Origin of the sequence: Rhizobium oryzicola (assembly GCF_030504645.1) — a bacterium.
Taxonomy (GTDB): domain Bacteria; phylum Pseudomonadota; class Alphaproteobacteria; order Rhizobiales; family Rhizobiaceae; genus Neorhizobium; species Neorhizobium oryzicola.
This window is the reverse complement of sequence record NZ_JAUKWQ010000005.1, coordinates 124,858-137,823: the sequence shown is the minus strand read 5'-3', so window position 1 is coordinate 137,823 and position 12,966 is coordinate 124,858. Positions and strand designations below refer to the sequence as shown.

The following is a 12,966-nucleotide window of genomic DNA, read 5'->3' as shown; positions in this document are numbered from 1 at the left end:
AGCATGGTGAACCGATCGTAAACCTTTCGGTTCTAAGGTCTTCCCCAGGCAAGTGTTGGTAGTAGTCCTCCCGGCATATGGGGTGTATCGGTGATTCTGGATAGTTTTATTCGCTGGACCGAAAATGCGAAAGCAAGCGATCGGGCCAAGGCGGCAAATGCATTGGTCAGAGCCTATCTAGAGCTTCCCGAACAGGATGATCGCCGCCGTCAGGCGGTGCACGCGATGTTGTATCTCCTGGATGATCCTTCTCCGGCAGTGCGTCAGGTTCTTGCTGATCAACTGGCCTATTCGCCCATTGCTCCGCGCGCGCTGATGTTGGCGCTTGCAGAAGACCAGCCAGAAATTTCCGGTCCAGTGCTTACGCTGTCACCTGTGTTGTCTGATTCTGATCTGGTCGAGCTTGGGGGACGTGGATCTTCCGTGACGCGTGCCTTGATTGCAGCCAGGCCATTTCTGACGAGTGGCGCGGCTGCGGCCATTGCGGAAGTTGGTGAAGTTGAAGAAGTCCAGTTTCTTCTGGAAAACAGGTCCGCTCAGCTGACGCGCTACAGCCTGCGGCGCCTGGCGGAACGGCACGGCGAAGATAGGGCAATCCGCAATCTTCTTCTGGAACGAGAGGATTTGCCGGCGGATGCGCGCGTGATGCTGGTGCAACGTGTCACGGATGCACTGGCAAGCTCGCCTCTTGTTCGCACCACGATGTCTGCGACGCGGATCGCCTATATGACCCAGACGGCTTCTGATGCTGCGACCTTGATGCTGGCCGGCACGACGCCCCCAAGCGAACTGTCTGTGCTTATCGATCACCTGTGCACGACGGCGCGAATGACGCCCGTCCTGTTGCTTCATGCGCTCTGCACAGGCCGGATTGAGTTCTTCGTCTGCGCCATCACGTCTCTCTCCAGCCTTGAGGAACGCCGCGTTCGCTCGCTTCTGGCAACAGGGCGTTTCCACGCTGTGCGCGCCTTGCTGGAGGCCAGCGGACTTGGTCGTGACGTTGCAGAGATCTTCTGTCAGGCAATTTTCCTGTGGCGCGACATGGCACGCGGCGCGCAAGACGCTGAAACGGCGGATATATGCGGGGAGCTTCTGTCACGTGTCGCACGTCCGGATGATCCATTTTCCCCGGTCAGCGAAGTGCTCGCAAAGCTTGAGGAACTGCACCGTATGGAGCATCGCCGACATGTTCGGGCGATGTCCAATTCCACGGCATTGGCGGTAGCATAGAGCTTGGTCAGGTGTACCAGAGGCCATCCGATATAAAGGCGGTTTGGCCCACTTTGTTTTCAGCACTATCTGCGAATAACGCCAGTACCTTTTCCGCTGCAAACGCTCCCTTATCGAGCTGCGACACCCAGTAATCAAAACCGGCCTTATCGTAGCCGCGCCCCAAAACGTTCTTGTAGAGGTTTTCGACATACGTCTTGTTATCCGAGAGGTCGCCATAGCGTGAGGCAAATTCCGGCGAGCGTAAGAAGAGACGGGCCATGTCTTCCAGGTTCAGGGCTTTGGCATCGAGCTTGTTGATCCAGAAGCCGGCACCGCCCGAATCGGGCCCGCGGCTGAATGCCGCCTTGTAAAGACGAAGTATGGTGCCGGCGTTCCCGTCGAAATCGAGAGCAAGCGTGCCGTCACTAAATTTGATGCGCTCGAAACTCGTCAACTGGATCTGGTAGCCAGCATTGAGGGTGACCACCCCATCCTTTACCTGAATGGTATAGGTTGATCTCGGCTGCGTCAGCACCGCAGTATCGAAGCCAGCTCCGCCGCTGGTCTTCTGGTCCACAGGCTTGATTTCCACAATCGTATTGGCTCCGTCATTGCCGGGAGCCGGCGCTGGCGTGCCTGGTGTGGTTGGGTTTGTCGCCGGCGGAGTGGGCGTGGAACCGCCGCCGCCCGTGGACGGGTTCGAGGGCGCCGGTGGATCGATGACGGGTGGGGGAGGTGCCTTCGCAACATCGATGGCAATCGTACCTGTATAGGACTTAGCACCACCGCTTCCTGAGTTACCGCCGTCATCGACAAAGACCGACAGCATCGCTTTTCCGTCAAAGCCCGAATCCGGCGTAAAGCTCATACCGTTCAACGCCTTGTTCAGCGCGTCGAGAGTGCCTGCGATCTGAAAGGCTTTGCTACCACTGGCACCATCCACGATATCGATACCGACAAGTCCCGCTGGAAGTTTGAGGATGCCATGATCAGCAGTCAGCTTCAGCGTCACCTTGCCAGCGCCGGCATCCGTATCGGACAGCGTGATGCCATTGTTACCAGCGCTGCTGAAGCTAAGTGTTTCGCCATAGGCAATGGACTTCGCGGCGGGGAGCTTTGCACTCGGTGCATTGTTGACCGGATTGACCGTGATGGAAAACGCAGAAGCGCTAGGCTGGCTCTTATCTTCGTCGGCGTCATCGACGGCCACCTGGAAGGACGCTGACGTGGTTTCCGTGCCATCATGGCGGAAACTGACTTTGCCGGCTTTCAGGTCCGCGGCGGTAAAGGCGGCAGCTGTTTTGCCATCGACAAGAATCTTGCCGTTGGTGACAGCTTGAACTGAAAATTTGATAACATCGGCACCGTTGTCTGGATCGGTAAAGCCGAGTTGTGTGTCCGTTAGAACAACATCGCCACCCTCATCGACTGTCGCAGAGAGCGATCCCGCCAGTAACGGCGGCCTATTCATGCCCACGACGATAGCCGCGGTCGATCCAGGGTCGGTAAGTTTCGTGAGGGCATCGTTGCCGGCCAGATCCTTGATGGCGCTGCCATTCAGGTCGAGCATATCGGCGAGGGTGATGCCCTGCCGTGCCTTGAAACCATCTGGTATCATTGCGGAGAAGGTCAGCGTGGATGTCCCGCTTCCCGAGGTATAGTCGGCGTAAATCTGGCTACCATTTTCGCCAGTGATGATCAGGCGCGGCGTGCCGTTCGTAACCAGAACATCTTCGCCGAAGGATGCGGTGAATGTCAGACGGTTGCCAGCCTGATAGCTGCCTGCATTCGGTAGGGTCGTTGCCACAATGCCCGGCGCCTGGTGATCAACGGTAAAGGTCTGCGCATTGGCGGGCACCGACTGTCCGGACATATTGCCGGCCACATCCTTTACACCGCTGATCGTGATGCCAACCGTTCCGTTGGCCGTTGACAGATCGCCACCTGATACCGTCACGACATAGTGGCTGGCATCGGTCGAAGTCACCTCAGCAGCAGCGGAACTGCCGGATATCGTGACGTTGCCAGAGTTGAACGAAACAGCCTCGTTGAAAGTGACATTGAACTTCAGAACATCCGCATTGGTGGTCTCGCCCGCAGGAAGAGCGCGCTGAATTGCGGTTACAACAGGAGCGGTCTGATCAACAGTGATGGATGTCGGCAGGGCAGTCGCATCACTGGCCGCCCCGTCCAAGCCGATCTGGCGAACAAGGAGCTTCCCAGCCGCGTAGGTGCCTTCCGGCACGGTAAAACTGGTGTCAGTCCCGGTCTGCCAGGTAACACCACCATCGAGACTGAACTGATAACCTCCGCCATCGGCGACGCCAGAGACGTTGATCTTCCCGTCAGTGGTTATGCCATCGGCAGCCCCTGTGTCATTGGACAAGGCGATCGACGGGGAGGCGGGCTTGGGCAGCTCGATGGTCTCAAATGCCAAAGCATCGACGGCAACGTTCTTCAAGACCACCGTCGTGCCGTTGGCAAAGGTCAGGACCGTGTCATTGCCGGATGCCCGGGCAAGCGCCCGCAGATCGGCAAGGCTTCGAATACCGGAGAAAACATCACCGGAAAGCTTGTCTTCAGCTGGATTGAAATCGGTTATGGTGTCATTGCCCTGGCCGACGACGAACACATCTCTGCCAGCGCCGCCCGTCAGGATATTCGTACCGGAACCGCCAGAAAGGCGATCGTTGCCGCTGCCGCCATCGATAACATTGTTACCATTGTCACCGGTCAGCACATCATCGAAGTTCGAACCTTTGAGGTTTTCGATGCTGATATAGGTGTCACCCGCTGCATCACCCTGATTTTTGGAGGCGTCGGCCAGATTGGCCACAACCCCCTTGTCAGCATCCTCGTAGGAGGCCGTATCGTTGCCTGGACCTCCGTCCAGTCTATCGGCACCTTTTCCCCCCACTAGGACATCATTGCCTACGTCACCCTTCAGGATGTCATCGCCATCCTTGCCGCGCAACGTGTCGTCCAGCAAGCTCCCACGGACGCTGTTCGCGCCACTGTCGCCGGTGTAGTTGAGGGAGGGCAGCAAGTTATGAGTGGCATAATAACTATCAAACCCGAATGCTTGCCCTAGGTGGAAATTGTCGTTTCCATACGAGCCATCATCCACGATTGCCCGGCCGACGAGATTAGGTAAGAAAAACGTCTCATAATTGCCGCCATAGGTCCAGCCAATCAAGGAATATAGTTGGTCGTATTGTGATATGCTGAGAGGGCGCCCATCCGCCGGAAGCCAATCGTCGGAGAGCAATGTCAGATCGCCCGCATAGGGAACAATCTCCCCCAAAAGCGGTGTGCCAAGTAATTCAGGGTGATCGCCCCCAGGATAAGTCCCCCTTACCTTGATGATATAATTGAGCGCGATCGAAGGTGAAACATTGCTTACGTTGACCAAGCCGTAGAAGTCGCCCGTGAGGGTGACCAAATTGTCATTTGTAAGCAAAGTTCCAGTGCTGCCGACTTCGGTACCCAAAGCCATCGGTATTTCGCCAGGAGTATTTCCGGCACCGATAACCGTTTTTCCAATCAGATTCGGAATGCGAAAGACCGAGTCGCTTGAACTCTGATCATATGTATGGCCAATCGCCCTGTACAGATAAGGCAACTGCATAGCAGAAACATAGCTTCCGTTGGCGATTGTATAACCGTCAGGAATTCTGGCTCCTGGGCTTGCATAATAGAAAACGGTACCGGTAGGATACTGGTCAGGTCCGCCTGGGCCGATCTTGATAACTGGGAGAAGCTTGACAGAAGGGTGGATATTGCTAACGGGAGTGTTTGATCCTCCCCATTGGCTTGGTAGATTGCTCTGATTCAGTGGGCTCGATGCGCGATCTACATTTACATATGGATCTCCATAGTCATAGTTGCCACCTACAATGGTCCGTCCTGAAAAATTCGGGATCTTGAAGTTACTGGTTCCGTTGCCGCCGTATGTGGTCCCCATAATGGAAAAAAGATATCCATTAGCGTCATTGATGGGGAGGGTTCGTCCATCGGCTATCACACCGGAAACATAATCGCCAAATGCGTATGTACGCACCACTCCGGGGATCACCCGCTCCACGTAGTCTACATCGCGGAAATAGCTGGTTACGATGCCCTGTCTTAAAACCAGGCTTTTCTGATAATCGATTTGCTCCACTGACGAACCCCCGACGGAATTTGGACACAGGCAGACCCATCGCCCGCATCAACCGGTACGGACCTTCCGCCTTTGTCGTGTTGTTAAGCCTGGACGAAGTGGATCTTGGAGATCTCGGCGACGCGCCTGCATCGACAGCGGTCGATGTTCCCTGGCTCTTTCCCCGGATAGTCCGCGATCAGCGTATTTTGTCCGACGTCCTAGGTTTCAATAACCTGAATGATCGATGCACGTTTTACGGTTTGCTGAGTACTGTTTCAATTTTTAAAAGCTATGAGATGAGCGCGCTTGGATGCTCTGCCTTCGAGATCGGTGCCGATCCCGCTGACGCATCCGTCCTGATTATGGTTTCGCATTATTCCGATGCGGGGTAGACTTACCGCAGCCGTTTCACAACCCAGGCATATCCATCCTGCACCATTGTGACCGGCTTGCGCACCAGGTTCTTCATGCCCTCAGAGGTCGGCAGGATCGACTGAACCTTATCGATCGCCTGGCGGGCGAGGCTTTGTTCCTCGGCGCGCTTTTCGGCCGGCGTTGTTGCCTGTAGCAGCGGCACCGAGTGCGGCGCTTCGGGTGCTTTTGCTTCCGTGATGCTCGGGTCCTGGCACACCGCGATCACGACCGGGTAAGAAACATTGACGAAGCGCCCCAGCTCCTTTTCCGACACTGCGTTGCATTGCTCGATCGTTTGCCACCGCTGCTGGAGCGTCGCAATGTAGGAGCAGTCTGTGGCGCTGTCATCGCAGCCGAGAATGGTCATGAGGACGAGAGCGGTGCGCATGGTACTTTCCGGAGAGACGTTGCCGATGCCTCGATAGAAGCCGGAAACATGTCCGGCTGAAGGCAGTCTCACCCCTCAGGCGCAACACCAGAAATTTTCAGCAGGCCAATGGCCTGCTCAATAATCAGGAGAATATTCGATCGGAGATGGCTCCGCCGATCAGGCGGAGCGTCTTTCCTTGGAGATGTCGGGAGGTATTTCGATCTGTGTCATATTGCTGAGTTCGATCTCACGGATCCATTCACGCCAGATAGCAACCAGCAGCGCCATCAGCACGGGGCCAATGAAAAGACCGAGGAAACCCATGGTCTTTACGCCGCCAACCAGACCGAAGAAGGTCGGCAGGAACGGCAGCTTGATGGGACCGCCGACGAGCTTCGGGCGGATGGTCTTGTCGACGATGAAGAGCTCGACCGTACCCCAGGTCAGCAAGCCGATGCCGGCCACATAGGCACCGTTCGCCACCAGATACAGCGAAACGAGTGTGAAGGAGAGGGGCGCGCCGCCGGGTATCAGGGCCATAATGCCGGTCAGGAAGCCCAGCGTCACTGGCGATGGAACGCCTGCGATCCAGTAGGCAATGCCAAGAATAATGCCTTCACCGATGGCGATCAGTGTCTGCCCGGTCACCGTCGAGCTGATCGTGGCCGGCACCACGCGGGAGATACGCTCCCAGCGGCCAGGCAGAATGCGTTCGCCAAGCTTGTCGATCTGGCGGGTGAAGGCTGCACCGTCGCGATAGACGAAGAAGAGCGCGATCAGCGTGAAGACCAGCGTGAGAATCAGGTGGAAGGCGCCGTCGCCCGCAGCAATCACCGCACGATAGATGTTGCCGATATTGGCGCCGCTCACCAATTGCACCAACTGACCAATGGCGCCAGGTTCGCCGACATGGCGCTCCCATTGGGTGCCGAGCCACTCGCCAACACCCGGCAACTGCACGATCCACGCCGGCGGAGGCGAGCCCATGCGGTTGGCCTGGAGCGCCCAACTGATCCACTGGCGTACTTCGCCAGTTGTGTAACTGATGGCAATACTGAGCGGCACGACAATGAAGGTGATGACGCAGATGATTGCGATCGTTGCGCCGAGCGTGGTGTTTCCGCCAGTCCTCTTCAGCAGATCGCGATAGAGCGGCCAGCTTGCGAAACCGACGACCAGTGCGGCAAGCACGGGAACGATGAAGCCGTGGAAGAAATAAATCCCGGCAAAGACCACAAGCACGAGAAGCCAGCGCGCGACGGAGATTGGCGGAATCAATGCTATCCGCATGGGAGAGACGGGGCCAAGCCAACTCGGCTCTCTGGGAATTTTCGGGTTGTCGCTCACGACGGCACTATCATCCTTATTACGCGCTCGCATCGCAGTTCATCGCTTTCAAGACGCTCGGTCAGGCTTGCAGATCATGGTTGAAGATTTCACCTTGTCGTATGTGACGGATGCGTTAAAAATAAGAACATCGTCAACAAAGCTTTGTTTCTCTCCCCATGACCGCATCACAACGCCGCTTCCTTCTGAGGGAGCGCACGTCCGAACGTCATTCGATCGTCGATGCCGCGGTCGGCTCATTGGCTACTTTGGATCAATATAGACTTTATTTGCAAGGGGTTCATGACTTTCGTCTGCCCATCGAGCAAGCTTTGTCGAATTTAGTTTTGCCCTCATGCTTCCAAAGCTGGCGACCGCAGGTCATAGGCAAAGAAATTCTGATGGACATGCATGACCTCGCAATCACGCCAAACAGGCAACACAGCAATTTTTCTCTGGGAGAGGATCTGGAAACGGTGCTCGGTGCGCTCTACGTGATTGAGGGTTCGTCTCTTGGTGCACGTGTTCTCTTCTCGCGTGCCGTCGCGCTTGGGCTCGGTGAAAGCTTTGGCGCGCGTCATCTGGCAAGGCAATCCACCTCAAAAGGTTGGAAGACTTTTCTTGAAGTGCTTGATGCCGCACCCGTAGTCGACATGGAAAAGGTTATCCAGGCGTCGCAGGCGGTTTTCATCCTTGCGGAAAAGGCCTTCAAGGAAGTTTGAATGCAGACTGCAGATCCGGTCGATCTTACGAATTGCGATCGAGAACCCATCCACATCCCGGGAAGTATTCAGCCACACGGATGTCTGATTGCTTGCGACGTGACAGGGTCAACAATTTCAAGGTATTCGGTCAACGTCGAAGCCATGCTGGGCGTACCGGTCTTTGCCGGCCAGCGGCTCGATGAGGCGCTGGGCCAAGATATTGCGCATACGCTTCGTAATGCTCTGGCAACCAGCGACGATCCGGCAAGACCGGCATTAAGGTTTGGTGTGGCTCTCCCATCCGGCCTTTTTGACATCGCCGTTCATCGCAGCGATGACGGTGCAATCATTGAGTTCGAAGCCTCAAACGGTCAGTCTGATCAGCCGCTTGAAACAGCGCGCCTGCTCATTAGCCGCATCCGTTCTATCGATGGCATCGACGCGCTTGTGGAAAAATCGGCGCGGCTTGTTTTTGCCATGCTGGGCTATGACCGCGTGATGATCTATCGGTTCGAGCATGATGGAGCCGGTAAGGTCGTCAGCGAATATAAGCGGCGCGATCTGGAAAGCTTCAAGGGTCAGTATTTTCCTGCAAGCGACATCCCCAAGCAGGCACGTATTCTCTACATCAAGAATACGATCCGCGTGATATCGGATGCCAGCGGCGCGCGCGTTGCCGTCGTTCCGGAATTCGATGAGGAAGGACAGTCACTGGACCTGTCGTTTGCTCATCTGCGTAGCGTTTCACCGATCCATTGCGAGTATCTTCGCAACATGGGCGTTGGTGCATCCATGTCGATCTCCATCATCGTTGATGGCGAGCTCTGGGGGCTGATCGCCTGCCACCATTATTCGCCAAAGGTGTTGACGATGACGCAGCGCGTGGCCGCCGAGATGTTCGGTGAGTTCTTTTCGCTGCATCTGAATGCGTTGAAGCAAAAGGATATTCTGGACACTGCCAACAAGGCGCGTCGGTCTCTCGATCGCTTCCTGCAATCCGCTTCCCACAATTCAGATGTTGCCGGTCTTCTTCGGCAGTCGCTGACTGAATTTGCGCAGATCATGCCTTCGGACGGGGTCGGCTTGTGGCTCGATGGTTCCTGGAATTGGTACGGCGTCACACCACCCAAGGAGGCGATGCCGGAGATCGCTGATTTTGTAGGGTCCGTGGCGAGCGGTCGCATATGGTCCACCGATACGATTTCCCTGCACCTGCCTCATGCTCAATCCTACGCATCGGAGGTCTGCGGGGTCCTGGCCATACCGCTGTCTCAGCGACCCCGAGACTACCTGTTTTTCTTTCGCAAAGAGCTTGTTCTGACACTGGACTGGGCGGGCAACCCGGACAAGTCTTACGATGTCGGCCCTCTGGGAGATCGCCTGACGCCGCGCAAGAGTTTTGCGATCTGGAAGGAAACGGTGCGCATGAAGGCGCAGCGCTGGACGGAAAGCGAACGGGAAATTGCCGAGGCCATCCGGGCAGTTCTGGTTGAGATTGTCCTGCATCACAACGAACTGATCGCTGACGAGCGCGGCAAGGCCGATGTGCGACAGCGAATGCTGAACGAAGAACTCAACCATCGAGTCAAGAATATCCTCGCTGTCATCAAGGCGCTGGTGGGGCATCCGGTGGAAGAGGGGCGGACGATCCGTGAATATGTCGGCGCACTGAAGGGCCGCATTCAAGCACTTGCCTTTGCTCATGACCAGGTTGTTCGGGGTGGGGATGGCGGGTCGTTGAGAGATCTGTTGGAAGCGGAGCTGAAACCATACCGCGAGGGTGCGCGCTCGATCATGTTGCAGGGCCCTGATGTCTGGCTCGATAGTCGCGGCTTTTCGGTCATGGCCCTCGTCTTGCACGAAATGTCGACCAACGCAGCCAAATATGGGGCGCTATCTGTCAACACCGGGCTGCTGAAAATTACTTGGTCCAAAACTGCGGACCATTCCTGCGAACTGCTCTGGGACGAAAAGGGTGGCCCAAGCGTGACGGCGCCATCGCGCGCAGGTTTCGGTACGGTGCTTATTGACCGAAGCATTCCGTATGAACTTGGGGGCGAAAGCCGGGTCTCCTATGATCCCTCCGGTCTCGTCGCCCGCTTCCTAATTCCTGGGACGCACATCCAAGGCGGCGATGCGTCCGGCGAAGCGAAGGCGACAGAGTTGAATGCAGCGCCGGCAGAAGAGCTTGTCGATCTGCTGGCGGATCTGGAAGTGCTGTTCGTGGAGGATCAGATGCTGGTCGCCGCCGATGTCGAAGGCATACTGGCTGATCATGGCATGACGAAAATCACGACGGCGCCTTCCGCCTCGGAAGCCTTACGTCGGCTCAAGACGTTTACGCCTGATATCGCGATCCTGGACGTCAATCTCGGCTCGGAAACTTCACTTCCCATTGCTGAGGAACTGACGCGCCGAAACGTGCCGTTCGTCTTCGCGACAGGTTACAGCGACCAGTCTATCATCCCAGCCAGCTTCGATGCACCCGTGGTGCGCAAACCCTATGAGGCAACCGCTTTGATTGGTGCCATTCTGCGATTGATGGCTGATCGAAAAGCCCGCGTTCATTGATGCTACGGCGACAATGAATGCTCCGCTTTAAATATCGAGATTTTCGGCAAAGGCTGCGCGTTCTTGGATGAACCGGAAACGCGCATCCGCCTTCGTGCCCATGAGATTATCGACCGCCTCGCGCGTCCCCTCGAAGTCGATCTCATCGATGGAGACACGCAGAAGCGTGCGCTTGGCGGGGTCCATCGTGGTTTCCTTCAACTGCTGCGGCATCATTTCGCCGAGGCCTTTGAAGCGCCCGATTTCGACCTTCTTGCCCTTGAAGGTGGTTTCCATCAGCTCGGCGCGATGGGCATCATCGCGCGCATAGACGATCTTCGCGCCCTGGCGGATCACGTAGAGCGGTGGCACCGCGAGATAGAGGTGATTGCCCCGGATGAGCTCCGGCATTTCCTGATAAAAGAAGGTGATCAGCAATGACGCGATGTGGGCGCCATCGACATCAGCATCGGTCATGATGATGACGCGCTCGTAGCGCAGGTCTTCGTCACGATACTTGCTGCGCGTACCGCAGCCGAGCGCCTGGATGAGATCGGCAATCTGCTGGTTGGCGGACAGTTTCTCGCGGCTGGCGCTGCCAACGTTCAGGATCTTGCCGCGCAGCGGCAGGATCGCCTGGTTCATACGGTTCCGCGCCTGCTTGGCGGAGCCACCAGCCGAGTCACCCTCGACAATGAAGAGCTCCGCCCCCTCTGCGGTGTTCTGCGAGCAATCGGCCAGCTTGCCCGGCAGGCGCAGCTTGCGCACCGCCGTCTTGCGGTTGACTTCCTTTTCCTTGCGGCGACGCAGCCGCTCTTCGGCGCGCTCGATCACCCAGTCCAGAAGCTTGGCCGCCTCGTTGGGATTGCCCGCAAGATAATGATCGAAGGGGTCGCGCAGCGCGTTTTCAACGATACGCTGCGCCTCGACTGTTGCCAGCTTGTCCTTGGTCTGGCCGACGAATTCCGGCTCGCGTATGAAGACCGAAAGCATGCCGACCGCCGATATCATCACGTCTTCAGTGGTGATGTCCTTGGCGCGCTTGTTCTGCGTCAGCTCGGCGTAATTCTTCAGCCCCTTGAGAAGGGCAATTCGAAGGCCAGCCTCGTGCGTTCCACCCTCAGGGGTCGGGATAGTATTGCAATAGGAGTGGACCTGCGGATCGCCGCCATACCAGGTGATGGCCCATTCCAGCGCGCCATGGCCGCCGGTCTTTTCTGTGCGGCCGGAGAAGATCTCGCGCGTGACGGTGAATTCCTTGCCGAGCGTCGCCGCCAGATAATCCTTCAGACCACCCGGAAAATGGAAGACGGCCTTTTCCGGGATCTCGCCACCGGCGGGCACCAGACCCGGATCGCAGCTCCAGCGAATTTCCACGCCGCCGAAAAGATAGGCCTTGGAGCGCGCCATGCGGAAGATGCGGCCCGCATCGAACTTCGCGTGATCACCGAAGATCTGCGGATCGGGATGGAAGCGCACCTTCGTGCCACGTCGATTATGCACGTCGCCAAGCTCTTCCAGTCCTCCCAGCGGAACGCCACGCGAAAACCGCTGGCGGTAAAGCTTGCGGTTTCGCGCTACTTCCACTTCCAGGAGATCAGACAGCGCGTTGACAACGGAGACGCCGACGCCATGCAGACCGCCTGATGTCTCATAGGCCTTTCCGTCGAATTTGCCGCCCGCGTGCAACTTGGTCATGATGACTTCAAGCGTTGACTTGCCGGGCACCTGAGGGTGGTTCTCCACGGGAATACCGCGGCCGTTATCGGTGACGGTCAGGAAGCCCTCGGCATCCAGATGCACTTCAATGAAATTGGCATGGCCGGCAACTGCTTCGTCCATCGAGTTGTCGATGACCTCGGCAAACAGATGGTGAAGCGCCTTTTCATCGGTGCCGCCGATATACATGCCAGGGCGCATGCGCACCGGCTCAAGGCCTTCCAGAACGCGGATGGATGATGCGCCGTAGCTCTCGTCGGTTGCTGCGGGAACCGGTTGCGGACGCTCGACCTGCTTCGCAGGCGCGGGCTCGACAACATCTGTTGCCTTGGGCGTCGCTTTGGGTAGGCTCGCAAAGAGGTCGTTGCTATCGTCCATGGTTCCGTCAATATCGCCTTATGGGGGACAGCGGTTGTGCGCGTGCTTGTGACGTGATCTGCTCGCGCTTGCCGCTGCGGAGTGGCTATCGAATCGGCCGGGAGTGTGCCAGAAAACCGGCTTTTTCGCGATGCCCGTCAAACAGGGCT

7 protein-coding genes are annotated in these 12,966 nt (G+C 57.1%); 3 read left to right on the top strand and 4 right to left on the bottom strand.

All coding sequences use genetic code 11. The features are described from left to right. The first annotated feature begins 90 nt into the window (after positions 1-90). Positions 91-1,230, top strand: a complete 1,140-nt coding sequence (locus Q2T52_RS16610; RefSeq protein WP_302077909.1) for a DUF2336 domain-containing protein — start codon at positions 91-93, stop codon at positions 1,228-1,230. 7 nt (positions 1,231-1,237) lie between these two features. On the opposite strand, the gene Q2T52_RS16605 is transcribed toward Q2T52_RS16610, so the two are convergent. The 3 genes from Q2T52_RS16605 to Q2T52_RS16595 form a co-directional block, all read right to left on the bottom strand. Next, on the bottom strand, positions 1,238-5,374 hold the full coding sequence (locus Q2T52_RS16605) for a tail fiber protein (RefSeq protein ID WP_302077908.1): 4,137 nt from the start codon (positions 5,372-5,374) through the stop codon (positions 1,238-1,240). A gap of 376 nt (positions 5,375-5,750) precedes the next feature. After that, positions 5,751-6,158 carry a hypothetical protein gene (locus Q2T52_RS16600; RefSeq protein ID WP_302077907.1) on the bottom strand — a complete coding sequence of 136 codons (408 nt, stop codon included), beginning with the start codon at positions 6,156-6,158 and terminating at the stop codon, positions 5,751-5,753. Between the two features lie 159 nt (positions 6,159-6,317). Then, on the bottom strand, positions 6,318-7,430 hold the full coding sequence (locus tag Q2T52_RS16595; RefSeq protein WP_302078158.1) for an AI-2E family transporter: 1,113 nt from the start codon (positions 7,428-7,430) through the stop codon (positions 6,318-6,320). 215 nt (positions 7,431-7,645) lie between these two features. Here Q2T52_RS16595 and Q2T52_RS16590 point away from each other — a divergent pair, with 215 nt between their 5' ends. Both Q2T52_RS16590 and Q2T52_RS16585 read left to right on the top strand, forming a co-directional pair. Beyond that, positions 7,646-8,188, top strand: a complete 543-nt coding sequence (locus tag Q2T52_RS16590) for a biliverdin-producing heme oxygenase (RefSeq protein WP_302077906.1) — start codon at positions 7,646-7,648, stop codon at positions 8,186-8,188. Beyond that, positions 8,189-10,741, top strand: a complete 2,553-nt coding sequence (locus tag Q2T52_RS16585) for an HWE histidine kinase domain-containing protein (protein WP_302077905.1) — start codon at positions 8,189-8,191, stop codon at positions 10,739-10,741. A gap of 27 nt (positions 10,742-10,768) precedes the next feature. Here the strand turns inward: Q2T52_RS16585 and parE are convergent, their stop codons facing one another. Beyond that, positions 10,769-12,817: a DNA topoisomerase IV subunit B gene (parE, locus tag Q2T52_RS16580; protein WP_302077904.1), complete on the bottom strand. Its 2,049-nt coding sequence runs from the start codon at positions 12,815-12,817 to the stop codon at positions 10,769-10,771. Positions 12,818-12,966: the final 149 nt, after the last annotated feature.

Coding starts and splice junctions, on each gene's coding strand:
- Q2T52_RS16600 (WP_302077907.1), bottom strand. CDS start 6,158: ATGCGCACCGCTCTCGTCCTCATGACCATTCTCGGCTGCGATGACAGC.
- Q2T52_RS16595 (WP_302078158.1), bottom strand. CDS start 7,430: ATGCGGATAGCATTGATTCCGCCAATCTCCGTCGCGCGCTGGCTTCTC.
- Q2T52_RS16590 (WP_302077906.1), top strand. CDS start 7,646: ATGACCGCATCACAACGCCGCTTCCTTCTGAGGGAGCGCACGTCCGAA.
- Q2T52_RS16585 (WP_302077905.1), top strand. CDS start 8,189: ATGCAGACTGCAGATCCGGTCGATCTTACGAATTGCGATCGAGAACCC.
- parE (WP_302077904.1), bottom strand. CDS start 12,817: ATGGACGATAGCAACGACCTCTTTGCGAGCCTACCCAAAGCGACGCCC.